The following is a 24,346-nucleotide window of genomic DNA, read 5'->3' as shown; positions in this document are numbered from 1 at the left end:
TGATTTGCTCTCCTCACGGGTCGTTGGACGCAGCACTTCCCCCAGGCAGACGCCAGGAGAGAGCCTACAGTTATAGACGTTCTTTACGTTTTCTCCTGAGTAAAGTAATGACGATTCCCAATTGCTCGGCCTGATTATAAGATTCTTTCGCAAGTGCTTTAGCTCCGGTCTTATTCAGTATATTTGCCTGTTCTTTCAAGATTTGAGCAATATACTCAAGATCCCTGATTTGCAACTCAGCTTGATAGTCAGCGGAATGTCCCATGAGCGCGCTCCAAAAAAATGCCCTGCGTGGCTATTAAGCAGAATTTATTAGTGGTTGAGGTCTAACATGGTTTGATAATTGTGTGGATGCTTTTAGGTGTAAATTATATTGTATTGTGTGTATTTAATTATTGGTGTTGGTTGGGTCTATAAATTCAACTATGGTTTTAATCTGTGTGTATGTTCTTGTTCTGGCTCGGGTTTAGCATTGTATCCTTTTGATTGATAGGTCCTAAATCGTTCAGATACAGGCGAAAAGTGCGAAGTTGAGGCGATTGCTACACCTCCACCATTTCGCTTGATGAAATAAGACGCTTCGTCAGCTAGTTGCAGTAGTTCGTCAAGTTGAGTGCTCGCCGAGCCAACTGATAATCCAAGGCTTGCGCCTATTTCTATTATTCTGCTTTGAACGGTAAAAGGCTTTGCTAGGGAGTTTACTATTTCTTTTGCTAGCAACTCAGCCTCAATTGATTCAAAAATTTCGGTCTGTAGGATAACGAACTCATCGCCTCCGAATCTGGCAACGGTGGCGTTGGGAGGGGCAACCTCTGATAACCGCTGCGCGACGTTAACGAGTATTGCATCTCCCGCAGCATGGCCAAATTGGTCGTTAACAGATTTGAAGCCATCGAGATCAAGGCAATGTATAGCGATACATCTTGTTGTCAGCGATGCCTCACGATAAGCCTCTCGCAGAGACAGTCGATTTGCTAGCCCGGTTAATGGATCGTTGCGCGCTAATTTTGCCATTTCTATTCTGCTAGTGATATGGCGTACAGTAGATAGATATGTATGTCGGACTGTCTCTATTGCACCAAGCAGAAAGACTCCGAACATCGCTGCGAGGATGTTGTGGGCCGGAGAGTTAATGAGTGATGCGGCAAATGCAGCTGGTGCTGCCGCGAGCACTAGCGCAATGATAGCGATCTTTGGCCGAATCGCGGTACGAGACACAACTCCCGAACAATAACCGAATAGAAGACCTGTAGATAGAATTTGAAGATTCGGTTCATGCAAGGAGAATGCTGCTGCTAATACGCTACCAACTGATGCAGCTACTGCAAAAGTCGCCATGCCATGCATTGCCTCCAAACGCACAGCATACTTGACTTGGTTTTTGGGCTTTGCGCAGTTTTGCTTCTGCACGAACATAAGAAGAATTTTTGCAGCAGAACCCGAGCCTCCGGCAATAGCAGCGGCGAGAAAAACAGTATTTCCAGTAGCTGACCAGGCGAACAAATCCACGATAACTAATGTAACGCCCATAATGCTCGTAGGTAGTAACGTTCTTGCAAGGTCTTCAATGAGTGCAAGGTATACATCTTCTGATTCTTTCCGGAATATTACAGTTTTTCCAAACATCACATGCCCTCGATCGTTGCTATAGCTCGAATAGGGCCACCCCAGAGCGTTGGATAATATCTACATGGAAATCGGATGAAAATAAATAGCCTTTTGCCATCTCATCTGGTTTTTCGATTTATCAGACGATACTCCGTCCCAGAATAAGCTTTAACCACTTAAATTAAGATAATTCGCCATTTATTTGGCGACGGTAATTCGTCTATGGCTGCCTGTTTTTCATAGCGCTTCGACTGGAGGAAGGGCAGCAGGTCTGGATTCGTCATCGGTACGTCCCTTGATCGATAAGAGGCATAGCATTTTGTGTCGGGGGGCTCACTCTTGGGTTAGATGTTCGCTTTCGACAATTTTTTCTTTTGGGGGACGACCACGTTATCCTCGGCAGAAGTAAACCTTATAGGGGAAAAGCAGTTCCAAAATTCAACCAGTACGCTTTTCAGAATGAGGTCTGTAGCCTTTATGGCAGTTGCGAGTAATGGAACGCGGAAAGCATTGGAGACCTAAGCCAGCTTGAGTTGGCATGCCGGTCTTGAAAACCGGCGAGCGTGAGCACGCTCCTATGATGGATCTGTGTTTTCAGCCAGATCGATTTGTCCTTAAGTGGCACATTGTTGCGTCGGTGTGCATCATCAGGGTTGACCAAGGTGATCCTGAAGTCTTCTATTGAACTGATGCCTAGCCGAGATTCGTACCCGTCAGTGGGGCAACTACTTTTCGATAAAGCTCAAGCATAGCAGCGGCAGTGTTGAAGAGGTTTAGGGCAAAATTAGGGCAGATTCAGGGCCGCTATAGACCGCAGGGCGCCATGAGCAAAGGACGATAGCACAGTATTTTCTGGCCTTAAGCGGTATGCAAGAACGCAAGAAGGGGTTCGAATCCCTATCTCTCCGCCATTACATAGAAAAAGCCCCGTAGCTGAATAAGCTGCGGGGCTTTTTCGTTTCTGAGATTTGGGAGCAAGCTACTCGTTCCGAGCAGCAAACAGAGCCGTAGTGGTTCTTTCCAGCAGGCACAACCAACCGGATTCCGTCTTCAAGCATGCCTTACTGGCTTGATCAGGCTTTCTGCTGGAATTCCAAACATCTCATGCAGCTTCCAAATCATTGGCAAGGTCAGCGCTCGTTTTCCATTCAGCACTTCATAAACACGATTCTGACGGCCAATGGCGGGAATAAGATCAGCCGCTGACAGGCCAGACTGTTCCATTCTGAAGCGAATGGCATCGATCGGGTTAGGCAGGTCTACGGGAAAGTGTTTGGCTTCATAGGCCTCGATCAGCGTGATCATTACGTCAAAGTAATCACCTTCCGGGGTGCCGGGTTCTGGTTCGTTGTCGAACAGCGCGGAGACAGACTTGAGTGCGTCCTTGTAATCCTGTTCGGTGTGGATAGGTCGGATGTTCATGGGTTACTCCGTTTCGACGGTATCGGCGTCAATTGCGTCGTATTGCTTATGTGTACCGACAAACTTGATGTAGACAGCGCCATAGCGATAGGCCACGGCGACCACGAGCCTGTAGTCGTTACCTTTGATGTTGAAGACGACCCTTCGACTTTTGAGAATGCTAGCGCTGCGAAAGTGTTCCTTGATGTCAGCCGGGTTTGACCAGTCGGCGTTTTTTACCTCGTCTATCCAGGCCAGGAACGGTTGCTCCGAATCCGGGTATTTTTGCCAAAAGGTTTTGAGTTGACTGATTGCGACAATTCTCATGGGAAAATCCTAGTCCCACCTTGGGACTTTTGCAAGTGGGCACATGGGAGCAAACAGTCTTTCGGACGGGTGTCATGGGCTCTCAAGGGATTTCTCCACATAAGGCATTCCCCTTGTAACCGTGCATGATCGGTCCCAGGAACATGAAAGGACCACAGGCGTATAAGGGCGAGGGAGCGGGATGTGAGCGGCACACGGGGAGCTTCAGGGGGATTGGAATTACAGCCCAAAGCGTCACGCCGCACCATGTCCGTTCAGGCGGGTTCTGTTGAGGGGTGGTGCGTACGTTTTTCTGTTCAGGAAGTGAGAGTTGTGCGCCGATGCAGCCGTATAGGCAAGAAATCAGTGCCAGAGTAATGACGGCTTTTTCCATGTCAGACCTGCTGGTGGGGTAATCCTTTGATGTTCCCAGTATTGTCGTTGGTGGGCGTCGTGCTCGTCGATACTGCAAATAACTCACTGATATTTATAACTTCTCATTTCCCGCGAGTGCGCCCCTCAAGTCTTTATCCTCGCGGCCGAAACGCTCTCATACGACATCGTATCCTAACAAGAGAGCCCCCTAATGTCCCTTCGCAGCCTGTCCATCGCCCGCCGTGCGGGTTTGGGTTTTGCCTTGATTGCTTTGCTCGTGGCCCTGCTGGGTTTTTTTGCGCTCTCGAACATGGCAAGTATCCGCGCCAGTGCGGTGCAGGTGGAAAGCGGGCTGGTGCCGAAGATGCGGCTGGTGGCGGACATTCGCGAAATCATGCTGCGCATTCGTACGATCTCTTTGCGCATGGCCCTGGATCCGAACCCGGCGAGCATCCCGCAATACCGTAGCCAAATGGACACCCGCAGCCAGGACCTGACCAAGCGGCTGGCGGACCTCGATGCGGTGATCGACACCCCAGCACTGCGCACGTTGTACGATCAGTTCCAGGTCTCGCTGCGCCAGTATCAGCAAGGGCTGGCGCAGTCGTTCATCCTCGCCGACAAGCAGCAGGGCGCCGAGCTCAACAAGCTGTTGCTGGTGGATATGAAAACCGTGGTCGACGGCTCCGGTGCCCAGCTCAATGCCCTGGCCGACTACTACAGCGCCCAGATTAACCAGCAAGGCCAGGAGGCCGAGTCGCAGTACGGTCGTTCGCGTACCATGGTGTTCGGCTTTGTGATCGTGGCCGGTTTGAGCACCGTGCTGCTGGCCTGGTTGCTCACGCGCAGTATCGTCGGCCCGCTGAGCCATGCGGTGCGGGCTGCCGAGAACGTTGCCCAAGGTGACCTGACCCAAACGGTAGACGTGACCGGCGATGACGAAGTGACTCGCCTGCTCGTGGCACTCAAGACCATGCAGGCCAACCTGCGCGGGACCTTGCAACTGATTCGCCAGTCGGCGGGGCAGATGGCGTCATCGGCCACCGACCTCAACGGCATCACTGACCAGAGCAGCCGCAGCCTGCAAAAGCAGACCGCTGAAATCGAGCAGGCCGCTACCGCCGTCAACGAGATGACTTCGGCGGCGGATGAGGTGGCGCGCAATGCGGTGTCCACCTCGGAGTCCACTCGCCTTTCCAATGAAACCGCGCGCGAAGGCCAGCACCGGGTGGGTGAAACGGTCAGCGCTATCCAAGCCCTGAGCACCAACATCGGCGAAACTTCGACCCTGGTGCAGAACCTCGCCGAGCAATCGCGCGATATTGGCAAGGTGCTCGACGTGATTCGCTCCATCGCCGAGCAGACCAACCTGCTGGCGCTTAACGCCGCGATCGAGGCCGCGCGCGCCGGGGAGTCCGGGCGCGGCTTTGCGGTGGTGGCTGACGAAGTGCGTGCACTGGCCCACCGTACCCAGCAATCGACCCTGGAAATCGACCAGATGGTGACCGCGATGCGTACCGGGTCCAACGAGGCGTTGAGCTCGATGCAGTCAAGTACCCAGCGTGCCACCGACACCCTGGCCCTGGCAGAGGGCGCGGGCGGCGCATTAAGCCAGATCACCGACTCCATCGACCAGATTCACCAGCGCAACCTGGTGATTGCCAGCGCTGCCGAGGAGCAGGCCCAGGTGGCCAAGGAAGTCGATCGCAATATCGTCAATATTCGCGACCTGTCTGCACAGTCCTCTTCCGGCGCCGGGCAGATCAATGGATCAAGCCGTGAACTGGCGCAATTGGCGGTCTCGCTGAACGAGGCGGTTGCGCGGTTTCAGCTGTAGGGTTGCGCGCTCATTCCTGCGCGGCAACGGGCTGGGGCCAAGGCTAAGGCTGGTTGGCCTGCCATTGTTTATAGAGCCTGCGGGCGACTTCCATTCGCGCGATCAGGATCACCAGGTAAATCATCCAAGCCATCGACACGAGCACCAGCGAGAACAGTAGCCCGCGTTGTTGGCCCAGGCCTTCTCGTACGTATTTGTTGTAGGTCTTGTCGAGGAAAAATGAGCAAATGATGTCGAGTTTCTCTTCCGGTAATCCTGGGAGAAGGAAAGCCTGAAGCGACTCGGACGAGCGACAGTGCTCGACCTTGAGGACACTGTCCGACCAGATACCGAACTTCACGTTATCTTCCGATAAATAGAACGAGGGGGCATCCGGGGCGTTTTTGAGCGACACCATCAGATACTTGGATTCAATCAGCGGAACCGCAATGGCTACGCCCGCCAGAAGCGCGATGGCAAGAAAGAAAAAGCAGTTGATACGCCATTGTGCGAACCGCTTGGTGATGAAACTCAGTGCTGAAAAGTCGCTCCACTCGATGTAGCGCTTCACGCGACCGAAGTCGCGTGGGGTGAAGTCATTGCTGTACATCCAGTCCTCGGCCAGGTCTGCCTCGCGCAGCGTATTGGCAGGGATGTTGAATTCGTAGCGATAATATTCCAGCTCGCGCAAGTCCTTGCGCATGCGTTCAAAACGGTCTGTTTCGAAGCGCGTTTTGCCACCAAAAAACCGCCATATCCAATCCCGCAGAAACAGCAGCGATCCAGAGCGCCGGTAGATAAATATCAATAGCCCCGCGATAGCGAGAAAGGTGAAAGCACCGCTGAAGACGGCGAAATGCTCCACATACCACGTCAGCGGTGTGCTTTTTACGATCGGTTCGGCCATGGCTGGGTCCTTAGTCATAGAGTCGAACGCGGGATTCTAGGGAACCCGAGCAACCGTGTCTTTACGTCAGGAAAAACAAGAAGCAACTGACTGGCCTCTCGGAAACAGGCTAATCCCAATGGCAGTTTTTCTGGCAGTGCTCTTCCATAGCTTCCCACTGGCGCTTGTACGATATTGCCCTACATCCCGTTATTCACGGCGACTCTCCGTGACATCGCCTGCGGGTGCAGGATGCCAGTGCGGTCTGGTGGAAGCGGGATGGTGCGTGGAGATGGTGCTGTCGATTGCCCGGCCTTGGGGCACCCTTTTAGGTAAATGTGCCGCTGCTGGCTTCCGGCGCCTTGGCCATGGATGGTGTCGAGGGTGTCGCCGCTGTGCTGGGCGTATTACGGGCCCAGCAGTTTATAGGCGGCGGTGAAGCCGCCGGAGGTCATCACCTTGAGTTGCTCAGCCTGCCAGTGCGCCGAGGGGGCATCACGTCGCCCCCTGCATCACCTGCCCGCGCGCGTTGGCACGGCGATACAGCGCCAGGGTTGAACACAGCGCGCACAGCGCAGCGAACATCATCCAATAGGCCGGCGAGGCCTTGTCTTCAGTGATGTGGATAAACCAGGTGGAGATCGCCGGGGTAAACCCACCGAAGATCGCGGTCGCCAGGCTATAAGCCAGGGAGAAGCCCGCTACGCGCACTTCCACCGGCATGATTTCCGTAAGGGCAGGAATCATCGCGCCGTTGTACATGCCGTACAGGAACGAGAACCACAGCAGCGTTTCCAGCATGTGGGCGAAGCTCGGTGCATTCACCACGTAGGACAGCGCCGGATAAGCCGTGAGCACCGTCAGTGCAGTCATGGCGATCAGCACCGGCTTGCGGCCGAAGCGGTCGCTCAGGGTGCCGCCGATCGGCAGCCAGACAAAGTTCGACACCGCCACCAGCAAGGTCACCAACAGGGCGTCGGAGGTGCTCAGTTGCAGCACGGTCTTGCCGAAGGTCGGCGCGTATACGGTGATCAGGTAGAACGCGGTGGTGGTCATCGCCACCATCAGCATGCCGCCGATCACCACGGTCCAGTTCTTCGCTAATGTGGCCAGCACTTCGCGCATGGTCGGGCGATGCTTGCGGTTGGCGAACTCTTCGGTTTCCTGCAGGTTACGACGCAGCACAAAAATGAACGGGATGATCACGCAACCGATGGCGAACGGAATGCGCCAGCCCCAATCGGCAACCACGGCCGGCTCCATCCACACGTTCAAGCCATAGCCCAGCGCGGCGGCGACCACGATGGAGATCTGTTGGCTGCCCGACTGCCAGCTGGTGTAGAAACCCTTGCGGCCTGGCGTCGCCATTTCAGACAGGTACACCGACACACCGCCCAGTTCCGCGCCGGCCGAGAAGCCTTGCAGCAAGCGGCCCAGCAACACCAGCAGCGGTGCCCACAGGCCAATGGTGTGATAACCCGGCACCAGCACGATCAACAGTGTGCCGCTGGCCATGATCGACAGGGTCACGATCAACCCTTTGCGGCGACCGACGTCATCGATGTAAGCGCCGAGGATGATTGCGCCCAGTGGCCGCATCAGGAAGCCCGCGCCGAACACGGCGAAGGTCATCATTAATGACGCAAACTCATTCGCGGCAGGAAAGAACGCGGCGGCGATATAGGTGGCGTAGAAGCCGAACAGGAAGAAGTCGAACTGTTCGAGGAAGTTGCCCGAAGTAACGCGGAATACCGCCCCTACTTTGGAGCGGGCAGAGTCGGGCAGGGTAGGGCTAGTCATGGTTTTGTGTCTCCAGCGTTCTTCTTAAAGTGCTTGTTTCGCTTAATACTGAGGATAGTGGCTGACACATTTAGAAATGAAAAGTGAAAAAATATGGATTGACTAATGTCTGTTGGTTGTCAATTTGCAAACCTGTCAAAAATCCCGCTCTGCTCTATGCTGGAAGGTATGACCAATTCTTACGGAGGGAGGTGGCTATGGGTAACGAGCAGAAGCGCCAAGATGAGCCGGAGCGTGAGCAACCCCGGCGGAGTGAAGAGGAGAAACCCCAGACCTGGAAGCATCCGGACGACGGCACTGAGCTGTCCGAGCGGGATCAGGAGCGTCCGCTCAAGCCCTGATCAATGCTCGGCCGAGGGCAAAAAGCAACCTTGATGGGCCATGAACTGCCTCCACGAATGGCTCTCCGTGGGGGCAGGTGTTACCTGGGTCGGGGTCTCGAATTTAGCCTGCGAGGCACCAATATCGGCATTGATCACCTCAACGCGACACCACCCACTGTCGGTGTCCGCAATCCCGCCTTTGAGCAGATAGCGCCCCTGGGCGGCGAACTCAGTGTTGAACTCAATCACACAGCGTCGACCGGCGCTCGCCAGGCCCGACACGATCAAGTGCAGCGGTTGGTTGGCGGCGATGTCCACGTACCCGTCGGGGCGCGAAGTGGTGCTGTGCACCGCAAATAATGCCGCTTCCTTACTCGGCGTGCCCACCCTGCCTTCCAGGCACTCATGATCCGTCGAAACGCTGACAGACAGCCATTCGTTGTAGCTGTCGTGGGTGCTCAATTCACATTTTGATCTGTGCTCGCGGGCCTTCGAGCGGTGCCTTGTAGGGCGTCATGGCGGTGCATCCGGCCAGCAACAGCGGTAGCACAACGCAGCGGATGTTCATCAAGGCAGTAGCGTCCAGTTCAAAGAGGGGGCGTTATGAAACCAGCAACGAAACAGGAAAACCCGACGCCAGCACCAGGTACGCCACCACTGCTGCCAGGCACAGGCCGACGAACACCCGCAACAAGGTGCGGGAGGTGGGGCGGGTGACAAAGCGGATAAGCCAGAGACAGAACCCGGCCACCAGAATGGCCAGGCCAAAAATGACCAGCACGGTAGTGTTCCTGCGAAGTTCGAGAGCTGTTTATAGTCCCAAAGCCTCGTGATGAACAGTGTGCACATAGACGCAGCCGGCTGGCCTTTCTAAACTGCGGCTTGTCTTGGGGAAGGGGCAGGCGCCGATGAATCGCAATGAATTACGCAAGGCCGACATCAACCTGATGGTGGTCTTCGAAGCGCTGATGCTCGAGCGCAACGTCACGCGGGTGGCCGAGAAGCTGTTTCTCGGCCAGCCGACCATCAGTTCGGCGCTCAACCGCCTGCGCACCTTGTTCAATGATCCGCTGTTCATTCGCGTCGGCCATCGCATGGAACCCACAGCGCGCGCCGAGGAGATCATCCAGCACCTGTCGCCGGCGCTCGACTCACTGTCGTCGGCCTTGAGCCTGACCCACGATTTCGACCCGTCCATCAGCACCATGACCTTTCGCATCGGCCTGTCCGATGACGTTGAATTCGGCCTGCTGCCACCGTTGTTGCGCTCGTTGCGCCAGGAAGCGCCGCTGGTGGTGTTCGTGGTGCAGCATGTGGACTATTGGCGCATTCCCGATCTGCTGGCGTCCGGCGATATTACCGTCGGCATCACCCAGACCCGTGGCCTGCCGGCGAATGCCAAGCGCAAGCTGCTGCGCCATATTCGTCCGCGACTGCTGCGCGCCGATGCTTCGGACACCCCGCTGACCCTCGATGAATATTGCTCGCGCCCCCATGTGCTGGTGTCCCACACCGCCAACGTGTCCGGGTTTGCCGATGAGTGGCTGGCGGAAATCGGCCGCAAGCGCCATGTGGTGTTGTCGGTGCCGCAATACAGCGCATTGCCCGCGCTGCTGGCCGGTACGGACCTGATCGCCAGCCTGCCGGACTACACCGCCGAGGCCATGGCGGTGTCGGGCAACCTGTTTTGTGAGCCGTTTCCGTTCGAGACGCCGACCCTGGATTTGTCCATGGTCTGGCTCAGCCATGTGGACACCGACCCGGCCGAACGCTGGGTGCGTTCGCGGCTGGAAGCGTTCATGAGTGATCGGGGCCTGGCGAATAAGGCCTGACGCTTTTATCCGTGGTATATCTACGACTCTTCCTACGAATGACTCGGAGTCATCCATGCCACACCTGCACTTGGAATACACCGCCAACCTGACAAACCTGGCCGTCGAGAAAACCCTGTTGCGGCTCAACAATGTGCTGATGGCGTCCGGGCAGTTCGGTTCCGAGTTCGATATCAAAAGCCGCGCGGTGAAGGTCGAGATTTTTCAGGTGGGTACCTCCCTCAACCCACGCGGTTTCATCGCGGTGAAGCTGTCGCTGCTCAGCGGACGGTCGCCGCAGGTCAAGCAGCAATTGTCGCAAAGCCTGCTGGCAGCGTTGCAGGATATGGGTGACTGGCCGGCGGATATACAGGTTCAGCTCAGCGTCCTGCTGGTCGACATGGATCGCGATTCCTACAGCAAGGTCGCCCTCGGCTAACCCGCAATCAATCGTGGCGAGGGCGTTAGAGTAATCCCTGATCCGCACACACCTTCACTACCTGCTCACGAAACCAGGTATTGGCACTGTCCTGTTCACTGCTTTCATTCCACTGCATATCCAGGGTGAACCCCGGCAACCCGTTGGGGACCTCGCAGTGGCCGAACACCGTCGCCGGCGCCAGCAGTTTTTGCACGCGGCGCGGCAGGGTGACGATGAAGTCGGTGCCGGTGATCATCTTCAAGGCCGCGCTGTAGCTGTTGGCCCGGGCGATCACCTGGCGCTTGCGGGCCTGGCGCGCCAGCCAGCCGTCGATCATGTTGGTGTCGGACGTCCATGGCGTGGGGTACACGTGGCGCCGCTCGACGAACGATTGCAGGCTGAATGCCGGCTCGCGCGGTGCCGAGCGTTTATCGAAGACGCACACCAAATCGTCCTCCAGCAGCATCTGAGTCTTGAAGTCTTTGTGGGCGCGGTGAAAGTGCGGGCCGAAACAGATCACCAGGTCCAGGCGGCCTTCGCGCAGGTCATCGGCGGGGATGTCGGCTTCCAGTTTCTGCACATTGACGATCACCGGCAGGTCGGCGCGGTCGAAATTCTTCAGCAGGCGCGGCAGTATCAGTTGTTCGAAGTACTCCGGCGCGCAGACATTGAAGGTCACGGCCTTCTGGGTCGGGTCGAAGGCCTGGCCACCGGCGTGGCACAGGTTGATGCTTTCGAGGATCTTCTGCACATGGGCGTACATGGTGGTGGCCTTGTACGTAGGCCGCATGCCCGCCCGCGTGTTGATAAACAGCTCGTCTTCAAAACTGGTACGCAGTTTCTTCAGGCTGTAGCTCACGGTGGACTGGCTGACGAACAGCGTTTCTGACACCTCGGTAACGCTGCTCTGGTCATAGACGGCGATAAACACCATCAAGTCCTGCATATCGAGTTTTCTGAGCAAGTTACTGTTTAACATCGGTTTCGTCCGTAAACCCCATGTACCGAAGTCAGTACAAGACAGCGCGAAAGCTTAACGGAACGGCCGTGCCAATAGAAAGCTCTGTAGGGCGTTTCTATGTTTGGTGTGGGACAAATACTGTTTGCAACACGACGTCAGCGAATATGTTCTGCGTAATGCTTTGGGTTGAAGCGTGTGACGATCAGCAGCATCACCACGATCACCGCCGTCAGCGACCACCAGGCCCATTCGAAGCTGCCCAACTGGTCGCGGATCATCCCGGCGATCAGTGGCGACAGGCCGGCAATCAGGTAGCCGATGCCCTGCACGAACGCGGTAAGGCCCCCCGCGCGGCGCGGGTTGTCGAGGTGGTCGAGGGACAGGATCAGGCTCATCGGGAACAACCCGCCGATCCCCAGGCCGAGCAGGCATGGCCATAGCAAGCTGAGGTGTTGCGGGCTGAGGATCAGGCCGCAGAACCCGAGGATGATCAGCACCAGCAACACCGCCACCACCCCGCGTTTATCCCGGCGACGGTTGGCGATGGCCGGCGTGACCAGGCCGGACACCACCTCCATCGCGGTCAGAAAACCCAGCAACAACCCGGCATTCTGTTCGCTCCAGCCTTGCTCCACGTAGTACGGCGCCAGCCACGCCAGTACGCAGGTGTAGGACGCTGTACCAAGACCGAAAAAGATCGCCAGCAACCAGGCGCGACCGTTGCCGAAAAACGATTCCTGAGGGCCGGCGGCGGCTTGGGGCAGCGGTGGCAACACCGACCGCTGGGCGTACCAGAACACCAGGGCCAGCAGTGCCAGAAACGCCCAGATTGCCAGGCCGATGCGCCAGCTGCCGGTTTGCACCTGCACGAAGGGGGAGAACGCTGCGGCCAGCGCCGCGCCGCCCATGATGGCAGTGACGTAGAGGCCCATGAACAACGACACGTTGTCGCTGAACCGTGACTTGATCAGGGCCGGCATCAACGCCTGGATCATCGCGATGCCCACACCGGCGGCAATCGCGCTGACGATCAATTCCATGGCCGAATCCAGGAACAACCGCGACAACGTCGCCGCGCCAATCACCAGCAGCGACAGCACAATGCTGCGGTGCTCACCAAAACGCTTGGCCAGGCCCATGCCAAAGAACATCGCCAGGCCCATGGCCATGACCGGCAACATGGTCAGCAGCGCCGCACTGCTGAAACTCAACGGCACCTCGCCGCGAATCGACGACAACAACGGCCCCACGGCGGCCATCGACGGCCGCAGGTTAAGGGCGACCAGGATGACACTGATCATCAGCCACACGGCGGTGGTGGGTTTTGCCTGAACGTTTTCCATGGGCCTGCCTTGAATGAACAAGGGCGAATCAGGCCACGCATGAGGGAGGGGGGCAAATCAGAAAGTCGCAGGGGCTATCTAAAAATTGCAGTTAACTGAAACACCGCTATCGGGGCATAAGTATCTACACATCTTGAGCCGAGCCCCCTGCGTAGCAGCTGTCGAGCCTTGGCGAGGCTGCGTCGGCGGTGTGTCAGACGCGCCGCAAACGCAGCCTCGCCAAGGCTCGACAGCTGCTACGCGTTATCCTACTGAAGTTGTGTAGATACTTATGGCTATCGGGGGCAAGCCCCCTCCCACAGTTGTTCTGCGCCGTCAGTTAGACCGGATCACATGCTTGATCTCCTGAAACGCCGCCAGCCCCCACGGGCCCAGCTCACGGCCGATACTGCTCTGCTTGTAACCACCCCATGCGGTCTGTGGGAAGATCACCTGCGGTGCGTTGATCCACACCAACCCGGCCTGCAAGGCATTCGCCACGCGCTCGGTGGTCTCGACGCTACGGCTGACCACGCTGGCCACCAGGCCGAACTCGCTGTCGTTGGCCAGGGCGATGGCCTCTTGCTCAGTGGCAAAAGGTCGTACACACAGCACCGGGCCGAAGATTTCTTCGTTCCACAACGCACTGTCCAATGGCACGTCGGTAAACACCGTCGGGCGAATGAAGTAGCCCTTCGCCAGATTCGCCGGGCGTTCACCACCACACAACAACCGCGCGCCAGCCTCGACGCCACGCTGGATATGCCCCAGCACCCGCTGATACTGCACGCGGTTGATCAGCGCGCCCATTTCCACGTCATCGGCAAACGGGTCGGCGACGCGAATTCCTTCAGCGCGTGCCTGCAAACGCTGCAGGAACTCATCCACCAGGCTGTCGGCTACCAGCACGCGGCTGGTGGCGGAACACATTTGCCCGGCGTTGAAAAAACCACCGCCACACGCCAGCTCCACCGCCAGGTCGAGGTCGGCATCCGCCAGTACCAGCAGCGAAGATTTACCACCCAATTCCAGGCTTACGCCCTTGATGGTTTCCGCTGCGCGTTGCATCACCTGTACACCCACGGCGTTGCTGCCGGTGAAGGAAATCTTCGCCACCCGACGGTCTGCCGCCAACGGTGCGCCAACGGCCAAGCCGGTGCCGCACACCAGGTTGAACACCCCGGCCGGGAAGCCAGCGTCAGCGATGATTTGCGCCAACTGCAACTCCGCCAACGGCGTAACTTCCGACGGTTTGAGTACCACGCAGCAACCGGCGGCGAGGGCCGGGGCGAGTTTCCACGCGGTGGTGACCATCGGGAAATTCCACGGCACGATCAGCCCCACCACGCCGCACGGCTCACGGCGCAGGCGCGCGCTGAAGTCATCGCTGGGCAGCGCCACCGGGCGGTCCTGGCCGGCGTCCATGGCGTCGGCGATGCCGGCGTAGTATTCGAACGTGGCGATCACGTCGTCCACATCAATGCCCGCTTCAAACAGGGGCTTGCCGTTGTTGCTCGACTGCACGTGCATCAGCTGTTCGCGCTGCTCGCTGACGCCTTGGGCGATTTTGCGCAGCAGTGCGCCGCGATCACGGCCGGTGCTGTTCGACCAGTCGATAAAGGCCGCGCTGGCCGCATCGACGGCGTGGGTCACGGCCTGCGCATCGCCGACGCTGATGCGCGCCAGAGTCGCCTCGGTGGCCGGGTTGATCACCTCCAGCACTTCATGGCCTGCACGCCATGCGCCGTTGATATACACACCGTTCAATACTGCGCTCATACCGCGACCTCCTTCATCCATAGGCCCTGGTCGATCTCAATCAGCGTCGGCCCCGGGCGATCGGCGGCGGCGCGCAAGGCGCTGCGTAACTGTTCAACGCTGTGAGCGCTATCGGCAGCACTGCCGAGCGCCTTGGCCACGCCGATAAAGTCCGGAGTGTAGATGTCTACGCCGACCGGTTCGATAGCGCGGTTGAGCATGTATTTCTTGATCTCTTCATAACCCTGGTTATTCCACAGCAGCACGATGATCGGCGTGCACGCTTCCACCGCGCTGGCCAGCTCCGGCAGGGTAAATTGCAGCCCGCCGTCGCCGATCAAACACACCACCGGCTGCCCATCGCCGCGCCCCAGCCACGCGCCGATGGCGGCCGGCAGGGCGTAGCCCAAGGTGCCGTAGCCGGTGGAGGAATTGAACCAGCGGCGCGGGTGGTCAAGGTTCAGGGTCAGGTTGCCGCTGTACACCGGTTGGGTCGAATCGCCCACCAGCACGGCGCCCGGCAGTTCTTCCAGCACCGTGTTGAGGAACAGGGTTTGCGCACGGGTGGCGGCGTCCCAGGTGGGGTTCAGTTCGGCCCACAAGCGCGCGACGCGCTGAGTGCCCCAGTCGGTGTGACGAGGGGCCAGCGGCGTGTGGTTCACTTCGGTCAGCAAGGCATCGGCGGCGATCTTTGCGTCGGCCACCAGTGCGAGGTGCGGCGGGTAGTTGCGCACGGTCTGGTCGGGGTCGATATCGATGCGCAGCAGCGCACCGGGTATCTGGAAGCCACCGGCGAAGGTCACGTCGTAGTCGGTCTCGGCCAGCTCGGTGCCGATGGCCAGCACCACATCGGCCTCGGCGACCAGCGCGCGGGTCGCGACCTGGGACTGAGTCGAGCCGATCAGCAGCGGATGATCGGAAGCCAGCATGCCCTTGGCGTTGATAGTCAGGGCTACCGGCGCGCCGAGGGCTTCGGCCAGGCGGGTCAATTCGGCGGCCGCCTCAATCGCGCCGCCACCGGCCAGGATCAGCGGGCGTTTGGCGGCGACGAGCAACTGGCTCATCTGCTTGACCGCCGCCGGCGCCGCGCCTGCGCGGGCGACGCTGACTGGTTGACTGCCGAGCAGTGCATCGGCGTTTTCCACCAGCACATCCAACGGAATCTCGATATGTACCGGGCGCGGCCTGCCGGCCTGGAACAACGCAAACGCCCGCGCCAGCACGGCAGGCAACTCCGCTGCCGACATCAACGTATGGGAGAACGCCACCACGCCGGCCATCATCGCGCCTTGGTTCGGCAGCTCATGCAGCTTGCCGCGCCCACCGCCCAACTGGCTGCGCGATTGCACGCTGGAAATCACCAGCATCGGGATCGAGTCGGCATACGCCTGGCCCATGGCCGTGGTGATATTGGTCATGCCGGGGCCGGTGATGATGAAACACACGCCAGGTTTGCCGCTGGTACGCGCATAGCCGTCGGCCATAAAGCCCGCGCCTTGTTCGTGGCGTGGGGTGACGTGGCGGATGTTCGAGCGGGCCAGGCCGCGATACAGCTCGACGGTGTGCACGCCGGGGATACCAAACACCTGGTCCACGCCGTAGCCTTCCAGGAGGTTCACCAGTACTTCGCCGCAGGTCGCCATGGGTGTCGCTCTTGTTATGGATTCGTGGCGGTATTGGAACGGCTGGCCCGTAGCGGCAACAATCGATAAAAAGTCATACTAGCCATGTCCTCACGTCATGGCTGCGACCTTATGAAACGCCTTCCGCCACTGCCCGCGTTGCATACCTTCTGGATCACGGTCCAGTGCTGCAACTTCACCCGTGCCGCCGAGCAACTGCACATCACCCAAGGCGCGGTGAGCCGGCAGATCGCCGGGCTTGAGAGCCATTTGGGCTACGCCTTGTTCCAGCGCCAGGCACGGGGGTTGAGCCTGACCGAAGAAGGGCGCGAGTGGTCGCAACGGGTGCAGCAGGTGTTCGGCCTGCTCGGTGACGCGGTGGAGCAGATCGGCAATCGTCGCCATACCCTGCAAATCAAGGCGTCCACCTGTGTGATGCGCTGGTTGTTGCCGCGCCTGATGCAGTGGCAAAAGGAACGCCCGGATGTGCCGGTGGAACTCACCACCACCGTGGCCTACAGCGTGGATTTTCGCCGCGAGCAATTCGACGCGGCGGTGATCTATGCGCCCATTGCCGAGCAGTCGGCCGAGGCGCGGCATTTGTTCGATGAGCAACTCACCCCGGTCTGCGCCCCCGCGCTGCTCGCCGGTTTGCACACCCTGGCGGACTTGCAGCAACAAGTGCTGCTGCATCCCACGCGGGACGAGCGCGATTGGGCGCGATGGCTCAAGGCGGCGGATACGCAGTTGAGCAATGTGAGTCAGGGGCATCATTTCGAGACGTTGGATTTGGCGATGAACGTTGCCTCGCAGGGCTCCGGGGTTGCGATGGGCGACAGTGCGTTGATGGGCGAGGATCTCAAGGCGGGGCGCTTGGCGATGCCGTTTGAACTGCGGGTGCCGACGGGGAAGGGCTATTACCTGGTGTATCCGCCGGGAACGGTGCCGTCGGCAGGGCTTGAGGCGCTGATGGATTGGTTAGTGAGCCAGGCGCAACAGTCGTAGGCGCTGAAGATCCAAATGTGGGAGGGGCGGTGCGACGGTTCGACTTGCTCCCGATAGCGGTGTGTCAGTCAAAGAGGCTCCAACTGAACTACCGCTATCGGGAGCAAGCCCCCTCCCACATTTCTTGACCGCGCTGGGTCAGTAACCGACGGTGAAGCGCTGGCGCGAGTGCTTCGGTGCTTCCACTTCGTCGATCATGGCGATGGCGTAGTCGGCAAAGCTGATCGAGCTGGTACCGTCACTGCTCACCAGCAAATCATCCTGGCCCAGGCGGAATTTACCGGTGCGCTCTGTGCCATCGAACAAGGCCGACGGCGACAGGAACGTCCAATCCAGGTCCTTTTCCTGACGCAGCACGTCAAGAAATTCGGCGCCCGCACTGGCTTCGGCCTTGTATTCAGCCGGGAAGCCCTCGCTGTCGATCACCCGCCCGCCACCGGGCAGCAGCAACGAACCGGCGCCGCCCACCACCAGCAGACGTTTCACCCCGGCGTGTTTCACCGGGCCGATCACGGCGCTGGCGGGCAGGGTGGCGAAATGTGCCGCACTGATCACCACATCGCTGCCGCTGATGGCTTGTTCCAGGGCATTGGCATCCAGTGCATCAACCTGCTTGACGGTGACGCCGGGGCGGACAGCCAGCTTGTCGGTGTTACGCGCGATAGCCACCACGCTATGCCCACGACGCAGTGCTTCTTCCAGCAATTGGCTGCCGGCACGGCCGGTGGCCCCAATGATTGCGATCTTGCTCATGACGTTCTCCAGTACGATTAGGGTTTAAAGTCGTTCACCACTTCATTTCGCCCTTGGCGACTTTGGCGCTCAGTTCCAGCGAGCTTTCGTCGGCGAGGGTGGGGTAACGCTTTTTCATGGCCGCTATCAGGGCCGCGGAATCCTTGGCTTTGGCGGTTTCTACGTCGAAGGCCTTGATGTAGTCGGCGGTAAAGGCCACGGATTTCGGCGACGGTGTGCCCAGGTAGTGGCCTGGAATCACCGTGCGTGGCTTCAATTGTTCGATGCGTTGCAGGGTGGTGAGCCAGTCTTTATGGGATTGCGCGCTTTGGGTGTCGGCCATCCACAGGTGAATGTTCTGCGAGACCACGACGCCCCCGACCACGGCCTTGATCGACGGGATCCACACAAAGCTGCGGTCCGGTTGCGGGCCGTCCAGGCCGATCACCTCCAGTTGCTGCCCTTCAAGGGTCAGGCTGTGGCCTTGCAACACTTGCGGCACGATGGTTTTGCCGGGTTTGTCGGCACCCATTTTCGGGCCCCAGAACTCAAGCTTGCCAGCCACGGTGGCGTTGATATGGTCGACCACCGGTTGCGGTGCCAGCACCTTGGCGTCGGGGAACGCGGCCGTCAGGGTGTCGAGGCCGAAGTAGTAATCCGGGTCGCCGTGGCTGATGTAGATGGTGGTCAGGTGTTTACCGCTGGCGCGGATCTTCTGCACCAGTTGTTCGGCCTGGCCCTTGCCGAATTGCGCGTCCACCAGGATCGCGTCTTTGGCGCCGCTGACCAGCACCGAGCTGACCGGGAAGATCGCCGCCTCGCCTGGGTTGTACACGTCGAGGCTCAGGTCGGCCGCCGCTGCATGGCCGGCAAATGCCAAGGCAGCGGTGAAGGTCAAGCGCTTGAGGGTTGAGAACATTGGACAGCTCCAGCAGTCGATTCAAAGGATGCACAGAGCTTAGTTGCACTAAACAAGACTAAAAATGCGATGCTGGAACATAGTTTGTTTCTGAAATCGGGCAAATCATGGATCGTCTTCAAGCAATGCGCGTGTTTGTCACTGTGGTGGACCTGGGCAGCCAGTCCGCCGCTGCCGACCATTTGGACCTGTCGCGCCCGGTGGTGTCGCGTTACCTGGCCGAGCTGGAAGACTGGGTCGGCGCGCGCCTGTTGCACCGCACCACACGCAAGCTCAGCCTTACGGCGGCGGGTAGCGAAACCCTGCCACGGTGTCGGCAACTCCTGGAGTTGTGCGGCGATATGCAGGCCGCCGTCAGTGAGCCCGATAACGCGCCCCGTGGCCTGTTGCGCCTGAGTGTCAGCACCTCGTTCGGCCAGGCGCAATTGGCCGAGGCCATCGCTGAGTACGTCAAGCACTACCCCTTGGTGACCATTGACCTGCAAATGCTCGACCGCACGGTGAACCTGGTGGATGAGCGCATCGACCTGGCCATCCGCACCAGTAACGACCTGGACCCGAACCTGATCGCCCGGCGCTTGACGGTCTGTCGCTCCGTGGTGTGCGCAACCCCGGCGTACCTGTTGGAGCACCCGGCGCCGCAGAAAGTCGAAGACCTGGCCCGGCACAACTGCCTGACCCACTCGTACTTCGGCAAAAGCCTGTGGCATTTCGAGGAACAGGGCGAGCACGTGTCGGTGCCGGTGCACGGCAATATCACCGCCAACGAAGCCAGTACGTTGTTACGCGTGACGCTGGCCGGGGCCGGGGTGGCGATGTTGCCCAGCTACCAGGCCGGCGATCACATCCGCCGTGGTGAACTGGTACGTCTGCTACCCGAGGCCGAACCCCGGCAGATGAACATCTACGCGGTCTATGCGTCGCGCAAGCACATGCCTTCGGCGCTGCGCAGCCTGCTGGATTTCCTGGTGGTGAGGTTCCCCGAGGAGCCGGTGTGGGACATGGGTCTCTAAGGCGACATAACCCTGTTGAATGTCGCCCAATAATGGCAACTCGCCCTGGTTGGCCTATGCTTTAAACAGCACCCTGTAGATCCGTTCAGAGGTCTGTGCCATGAGCATCAAAACCAGAAAATACCTGATGATTTTCACCCTCTGCGCCCTGGCCAGCGCCCTGTACGGAACTGCCGCCTACCGCGTGGAACAGACCCGTATGCAGCCGACCTTTGCGATCAGCTGCCATCAGGACCAATGCGTTCCCCACACCGGCAGTTTCAGTGCACTCAGGTAGGCGGTTGTTCGGCCTTGAGTTGCTCGCGAAACGCCTTGGGTGAAAACCCGACCCGTCGGCGGAACAGCCGAGAGAAGTTGGTCGGGTCGGAAAAACCCAGTACTTCCGACATTTCGTTGATGGTCATGCTGGTGTAGGTCAGCAGGCGCTTGGCTTCGAGTAATTGGCGGTCATGCATGATCTGCAAGGCAGGCTGCCCGCCCAGCTCCCGGCACGTCCCATTCAGGTGTGAGACCGAGATACCCAGCTTGTGGGCCAGATCCTCAATCTTCGGGTGTTCCCGATAGTGCTGTTCAACCAATTGCGTAAAGCGCCGGAAATACTCGCGGCCCCTTGGCGCGCGCGGGTGGCGACGCTGGATGGCCTGGCGGCTGAGCCACACCAGCAGCACACTGACCAGCGCGTGCATCATCATGTCCCGGGCCGGTTGGTCGTCGGCGTATTCATCCTGCAGGCGGGCGAACTGGCTGTTGAGGTAGTCACTGTCCTTGCCCGCCGGGTAACTGCCCAGGGTCTGCAGACCGCCTGCCGTTGCGCCCAGTTGGGCTTGCAGGTGGCTGACCAGCGGCGCTGCCAGGGTGACCACATAGCCTTCGACATCTTCGGCAAAACGAAACCCATGCACGCACAACGGCGGCAAGACTTGCAGTGTGGCTTCGTTGAGGGTGGTGCGCTGACCTTCGATTTCCAACTCGGCCTGGCCTTTGTGCACGTACAGCAGTTGGCACAAATCCGCGTGCCGATGGGGCTGGATTTCCCACTGGTATTCCCGACTGCGCCGGGAAATGGTTTCGCAGTGCAACAAATCGGGGGTCGGCCATTGCTGGCTTTCTCCGTAAAGCTTGAAGACCGGAATCGCGGTGTTGGTCATGGTTTCAATCCGATACTCAGGACAGTGGTGCGGTAATCGCCCGAATTGGCAAAAAGCGCAGGTTTTGTCGCAGTTTTCACCTTCTTATACTGCTCACTCAAGTGAAAACTGTCAGCTACCAGATCAATGACAACTCTTTCACTCGATCCGTTCGTGTGGAATTTGCGGGCGATAAAAATAATGAAAACGCTGAAAACCCAAGTCGCCATTATCGGCGCCGGTCCCTCCGGGCTGTTGCTTGGCCAACTGTTGCACAACGCCGGTATCCAGACCCTCATCCTGGAGCGCCAGAGTGCCGATTACGTGCAAGGCCGCATCCGCGCCGGGGTGCTGGAACAAGGCATGGTCAACCTGCTGCGCGAGGCGGGCGTGAGCCAGCGCATGGATGCCGAAGGCCTCGTGCATGATGGCTTCGAGCTGGCGCTGGACGGTCAACTGACCCACATCGACCTCAAGACGCTGACCGGCGGCCAATCAGTCATGATCTACGGCCAGACCGAAGTCACCCGCGACCTGATGGCCGCCCGCGCCGCTGCTGGCGCCACCACGCTGTATGAAACGCGCGACGTGCAGCCCCATGATCTTAAAAGTGATCGACCCTGGCTGACGTTCGAGCATCAGGGCGAGGCGTTTCGCCTGGAATGCGACTACATCGCCGGGTGTGATGGGTTCCACGGTGTGGCGCGCCAGTCGATCCCGGCTGAGTCGCTGAAGGTCTTCGAGCGGGTCTACCCCTTCGGTTGGCTGGGCATCCTCGCCGACACACCGCCGGTGCACGCGGAGCTGGTGTACGCCAAGCACGACCGGGGCTTTGCGCTGTGCAGCATGCGTTCACCGACGCGCAGCCGCTATTACCTGCAAGTGCCGGCCGAGGAGCCGGTGAACGAATGGTCGGACGAACGCTTCTGGGCGGAACTGAAAACCCGCCTGCCCAACGCCTTGGCTGAACAGCTGGTCACCGGTCCATCCATCGAAAAAAGCATCGCGCCACTGCGCAGCTTCGTGGTGGAACCGATGCAGTACGGACGCCTGTTCCTGCTTGGCGATGCGGCCCATATCGTCCCGCCCACCGGGGCCAAGGGCTTGAACCTGGCGGCCAGCGACGTGAGCACGTTGTTCCGGATTTTGCTCAAGGTGTATGGCGAGGGACGGGTGGACTTGCTGGAACGCTATTCCGCCATCTGCCTGCGCCGGGTGTGGAAGGCCGAACGGTTTTCGTGGTGGATGACCTCGATGTTGCATCAATTCCCTGAGTCCGACGGGTTCAGCCAGCGCATTGCCCAGAGCGAGCTGGAGTACTTCATCCACTCCGAAGCCGGGCGCAGGACCATTGCGGAAAATTACGTCGGACTTCCTTACGAGCCTATCGAATAGCCTGCTATCGTATCGAGCATTCCCGCGGGCCGCCTCTTCCCGCGGGCCCTGCTCGAAGGTTCTGCCGTGACTCAGCTCAATCAGCCCACGCCACCGCTCCCCGCGGTGCGCAGTATTCTCGCCTCGTTGATGATGGCGATCTTCCTCGGTGCCCTGGACCAAACCATCGTCGCCGTGTCCATGCCCGCCATCTCTGCACAATTCCACGACGTCAACCTGCTGGCCTGGGTGATCTCCGGTTATATGGTGGCGATGACGGTGGCGGTGCCGATCTACGGCAAGCTCGGTGACCTCTACGGGCGTCGGCCGATGATGCTGATCGGCATGGGCCTGTTTACCGTGGCTTCGTTGTTCTGCGGCATGGCCCAGAGCATGGAGCAACTGGTGCTGGCGCGGGTGCTGCAGGGCATCGGTGCCGGCGGGATGATCTCGGTGAGCCAGGCGATCATCGGCGACATCATCCCGCCCCGTGAGCGCGGGCGTTACCAGGGGTATTTCAGCGGTATGTACGCGGTGGCCAGCGTGGCCGGGCCGGTGTTGGGCGGTTACATGACTGAGTACCTGTCGTGGCGCTGGGTGTTCCTGATCAACCTGCCTTTGGGCGCCGCTGCCTGGTACGTGGCCCATCGAACCCTGGTGGGGCTGCCGGTGCCGCAACGCAAGCCGATCATCGATTACCTCGGCACTGTGCTGATGATCGTCGGCTTAAGCGCTTTGTTGCTGGGCATTACCGAAATCGGCCAGGGCCATGCTTGGCGGGACGATGAAGTGCTGGGGTTGCTGGCCTGTGCGCTGGTGGCGTTGAGCCTGTTTGTCTGGCAAGAGCGCCGTGCGCGGGAGCCCTTGTTGCCGATGCATCTGTTTGCCAACCGCAGCGCAGTGCTGTGTTGGTGCACGGTGTTTTTCACCAGCTTCCAGGCGATTTCCCTGACAGTGCTGATGCCCCTGCGCTTTCAGACAGTGACCGGCGGCGGTGCCGACAGCGCCGCCTTGCATTTGCTGCCCCTGGCGATGGGCCTGCCCATCGGCGCCTATTCCGCCGGGCGCATGACCTCGGTGACCGGGCGCTACAAACCGATGATCCTCAGTGGCGCGCTGTTAAGCCCGCTGGCGATTCTGGGCATGGCCTTCAGTGCACCCCAGGACGTGCTGCTGACCGGCGTGTTCATGTTGCTGTGCGGGATCGCCGCGGGCATGCAGTTCCCCACCTCCCTGGTGGGTTCGCAGAACTCGGTAGATCAACGCGACATCGGCGTCGCCACCAGCACCACCAACCTGTTCCGTTCCCTGGGCGGCGCGGTGGGGGTGGCGTGCATGTCGGCGTTGCTGCTGGCGTTGTTGCAGGACTCCAGCTTCGCCCACCTGGCCAGCGGTGCGCTGGTGGCGGAGGGCGGTTCCGGCAACGTGCTGTTGGATGGTTTGAACGCCGCCCCCGGCCCGGCGCAGGACGCTCTGCGCGGGGAGTTGGGGGTGACGTTCCGGCATTTGCTGATGGTGAGTGCGGCGGTGTCGCTGCTGGGGTTGGCGGCGGCGATCGCAATGCCCAATCGCGTGCTGCGCGGGCGGGAAGACAAAACCCGCTGACTGACACAATAGAGACCTAATGTGGGAGGGGCGGTGCGAAGCAGCCCCAAAACCAGCCTCTACAGAGTGTCTGATACACCGCATTCTTCCTTACAGGGGCTGCTACGCAGCCCAACGCGGGGCAAGCCCGCTCGCCACAGGTGCCTTATCTGCCGGGCACC

Annotated in this window: 24 protein-coding genes and 1 pseudogene; 9 read left to right on the top strand and 16 right to left on the bottom strand. The window is 59.3% G+C overall.

All coding sequences use genetic code 11. The annotated features are described in order from the left end of the window. Window positions 1–70: 70 nt before the first annotated feature. The 4 genes from FIV39_RS19695 to FIV39_RS19680 all read right to left on the bottom strand — a co-directional run bounded on the left by FIV39_RS19695 (window position 71) and on the right by FIV39_RS19680 (window position 3,336). On the bottom strand, window positions 71–265 hold the full coding sequence (locus FIV39_RS19695; RefSeq protein ID WP_090407938.1) for a hypothetical protein: 195 nt from the start codon (window positions 263–265) through the stop codon (window positions 71–73). A gap of 158 nt (window positions 266–423) precedes the next feature. After that, on the bottom strand, window positions 424–1,626 hold the full coding sequence (locus FIV39_RS19690) for a GGDEF domain-containing protein (protein WP_090407937.1): 1,203 nt from the start codon (window positions 1,624–1,626) through the stop codon (window positions 424–426). A gap of 1,032 nt (window positions 1,627–2,658) precedes the next feature. Beyond that, the gene (locus FIV39_RS19685; RefSeq protein ID WP_090407934.1) at window positions 2,659–3,030 is read right to left on the bottom strand and encodes a helix-turn-helix domain-containing protein; all 372 of its coding nucleotides are present in this window, start codon (window positions 3,028–3,030) and stop codon (window positions 2,659–2,661) included. A 3-nt stretch (window positions 3,031–3,033) separates the two neighbouring features. After that, window positions 3,034–3,336, bottom strand: a complete 303-nt coding sequence (locus tag FIV39_RS19680; RefSeq protein ID WP_090407931.1) for a type II toxin-antitoxin system HigB family toxin — start codon at window positions 3,334–3,336, stop codon at window positions 3,034–3,036. 565 nt (window positions 3,337–3,901) lie between these two features. Between FIV39_RS19680 and FIV39_RS34115 the strand changes: the two genes are divergently transcribed. After that, entirely contained in the window at window positions 3,902–5,527 is a 1,626-nt protein-coding gene (locus FIV39_RS34115; RefSeq protein ID WP_090407923.1) for a methyl-accepting chemotaxis protein, read from the top strand. 43 nt (window positions 5,528–5,570) lie between these two features. Here FIV39_RS34115 and FIV39_RS19665 read toward each other — a convergent pair whose 3' ends face one another. The 3 genes and pseudogenes from FIV39_RS19665 to tcuC form a co-directional block, all read right to left on the bottom strand. Further along, on the bottom strand, window positions 5,571–6,413 hold the full coding sequence (locus FIV39_RS19665) for a DUF6216 family protein (RefSeq protein WP_090407920.1): 843 nt from the start codon (window positions 6,411–6,413) through the stop codon (window positions 5,571–5,573). A gap of 270 nt (window positions 6,414–6,683) precedes the next feature. Next, window positions 6,684–6,886 (bottom strand): annotated as a pseudogene (locus tag FIV39_RS33960) (ABC transporter substrate-binding protein); the annotation flags it as partial. 1 nt (window position 6,887) lies between these two features. Next, window positions 6,888–8,192, bottom strand: a complete 1,305-nt coding sequence (gene tcuC / locus FIV39_RS19655) for an MFS transporter (protein ID WP_090407917.1) — start codon at window positions 8,190–8,192, stop codon at window positions 6,888–6,890. 191 nt (window positions 8,193–8,383) lie between these two features. Here tcuC and FIV39_RS33045 point away from each other — a divergent pair, with 191 nt between their 5' ends. Next, complete coding sequence (locus FIV39_RS33045; RefSeq protein WP_186731543.1) at window positions 8,384–8,533, top strand: hypothetical protein; 150 nt, start codon at window positions 8,384–8,386, stop codon at window positions 8,531–8,533. Here the strand turns inward: FIV39_RS33045 and FIV39_RS19650 are convergent, their stop codons facing one another. Together FIV39_RS19650 and FIV39_RS19645 are read right to left on the bottom strand one after the other, a co-directional pair. After that, on the bottom strand, window positions 8,534–8,977 hold the full coding sequence (locus FIV39_RS19650; protein WP_090407914.1) for a hypothetical protein: 444 nt from the start codon (window positions 8,975–8,977) through the stop codon (window positions 8,534–8,536). 139 nt (window positions 8,978–9,116) lie between these two features. Beyond that, window positions 9,117–9,296 carry a hypothetical protein gene (locus FIV39_RS19645; protein ID WP_090407911.1) on the bottom strand — a complete coding sequence of 60 codons (180 nt, stop codon included), beginning with the start codon at window positions 9,294–9,296 and terminating at the stop codon, window positions 9,117–9,119. Window positions 9,297–9,423: 127 nt separating this feature from the next. Here FIV39_RS19645 and FIV39_RS19640 point away from each other — a divergent pair, with 127 nt between their 5' ends. Then, entirely contained in the window at window positions 9,424–10,347 is a 924-nt protein-coding gene (locus tag FIV39_RS19640; protein WP_090407908.1) for a LysR substrate-binding domain-containing protein, read from the top strand. Between the two features lie 55 nt (window positions 10,348–10,402). Continuing rightward, complete coding sequence (locus FIV39_RS19635) at window positions 10,403–10,765, top strand: 5-carboxymethyl-2-hydroxymuconate Delta-isomerase (RefSeq protein WP_090407905.1); 363 nt, start codon at window positions 10,403–10,405, stop codon at window positions 10,763–10,765. A 25-nt stretch (window positions 10,766–10,790) separates the two neighbouring features. On the opposite strand, the gene FIV39_RS19630 is transcribed toward FIV39_RS19635, so the two are convergent. From FIV39_RS19630 to FIV39_RS19615, 4 genes are all read right to left on the bottom strand, one after another. Beyond that, entirely contained in the window at window positions 10,791–11,726 is a 936-nt protein-coding gene (locus FIV39_RS19630) for a LysR family transcriptional regulator (RefSeq protein ID WP_090407903.1), read from the bottom strand. A 137-nt stretch (window positions 11,727–11,863) separates the two neighbouring features. Beyond that, window positions 11,864–13,051, bottom strand: coding sequence for a cyanate transporter (locus FIV39_RS19625; RefSeq protein ID WP_090407900.1), 1,188 nt, complete (start codon window positions 13,049–13,051; stop codon window positions 11,864–11,866). A 315-nt stretch (window positions 13,052–13,366) separates the two neighbouring features. Continuing rightward, window positions 13,367–14,809, bottom strand: coding sequence for an aldehyde dehydrogenase family protein (locus FIV39_RS19620; protein WP_090407897.1), 1,443 nt, complete (start codon window positions 14,807–14,809; stop codon window positions 13,367–13,369). Next, window positions 14,806–16,431 (bottom strand): 5-guanidino-2-oxopentanoate decarboxylase, encoded by a 1,626-nt coding sequence (locus FIV39_RS19615; protein ID WP_090407894.1) that lies wholly within the window; start codon window positions 16,429–16,431, stop codon window positions 14,806–14,808. The genes FIV39_RS19620 and FIV39_RS19615 overlap by 4 nt, the downstream gene beginning before the upstream one ends. Before the next feature lie 111 nt (window positions 16,432–16,542). Between FIV39_RS19615 and FIV39_RS19610 the strand changes: the two genes are divergently transcribed. Then, entirely contained in the window at window positions 16,543–17,415 is an 873-nt protein-coding gene (locus FIV39_RS19610; protein ID WP_090407891.1) for a LysR substrate-binding domain-containing protein, read from the top strand. Window positions 17,416–17,553: 138 nt separating this feature from the next. On the opposite strand, the gene FIV39_RS19605 is transcribed toward FIV39_RS19610, so the two are convergent. Then, complete coding sequence (locus FIV39_RS19605; RefSeq protein ID WP_090407888.1) at window positions 17,554–18,168, bottom strand: NAD(P)-dependent oxidoreductase; 615 nt, start codon at window positions 18,166–18,168, stop codon at window positions 17,554–17,556. Window positions 18,169–18,202: 34 nt separating this feature from the next. Then, window positions 18,203–19,066: an MBL fold metallo-hydrolase gene (locus FIV39_RS19600; RefSeq protein ID WP_090407885.1), complete on the bottom strand. Its 864-nt coding sequence runs from the start codon at window positions 19,064–19,066 to the stop codon at window positions 18,203–18,205. Between the two features lie 107 nt (window positions 19,067–19,173). On the opposite strand from FIV39_RS19600, the gene FIV39_RS19595 reads away from it, so the two are divergent. Together FIV39_RS19595 and FIV39_RS33040 are read left to right on the top strand one after the other, a co-directional pair. Further along, window positions 19,174–20,079, top strand: coding sequence for a LysR family transcriptional regulator (locus FIV39_RS19595; protein ID WP_090407882.1), 906 nt, complete (start codon window positions 19,174–19,176; stop codon window positions 20,077–20,079). A gap of 100 nt (window positions 20,080–20,179) precedes the next feature. Then, complete coding sequence (locus FIV39_RS33040) at window positions 20,180–20,356, top strand: hypothetical protein (RefSeq protein ID WP_167361130.1); 177 nt, start codon at window positions 20,180–20,182, stop codon at window positions 20,354–20,356. Here the strand turns inward: FIV39_RS33040 and FIV39_RS19590 are convergent. Beyond that, on the bottom strand, window positions 20,349–21,227 hold the full coding sequence (locus FIV39_RS19590) for a helix-turn-helix domain-containing protein (protein ID WP_090407879.1): 879 nt from the start codon (window positions 21,225–21,227) through the stop codon (window positions 20,349–20,351). The two genes, FIV39_RS33040 and FIV39_RS19590, sit on opposite strands and share 8 nt — an antisense overlap. A gap of 189 nt (window positions 21,228–21,416) precedes the next feature. Here FIV39_RS19590 and pobA point away from each other — a divergent pair, with 189 nt between their 5' ends. Together pobA and FIV39_RS19580 are read left to right on the top strand one after the other, a co-directional pair. Beyond that, window positions 21,417–22,601: a 4-hydroxybenzoate 3-monooxygenase gene (pobA, locus tag FIV39_RS19585; protein ID WP_186731542.1), complete on the top strand. Its 1,185-nt coding sequence runs from the start codon at window positions 21,417–21,419 to the stop codon at window positions 22,599–22,601. A 66-nt stretch (window positions 22,602–22,667) separates the two neighbouring features. Then, window positions 22,668–24,185: an MDR family MFS transporter gene (locus FIV39_RS19580; protein ID WP_146371584.1), complete on the top strand. Its 1,518-nt coding sequence runs from the start codon at window positions 22,668–22,670 to the stop codon at window positions 24,183–24,185. Window positions 24,186–24,346: the final 161 nt, after the last annotated feature.

The organism is Pseudomonas grimontii (assembly GCF_007858185.1).
Classification (GTDB): Bacteria; Pseudomonadota; Gammaproteobacteria; order Pseudomonadales; family Pseudomonadaceae; genus Aquipseudomonas; species Aquipseudomonas grimontii.
The sequence above is the reverse complement of the archived record's forward strand: the minus strand, read 5'-3'. Positions and strand labels throughout refer to the sequence as shown.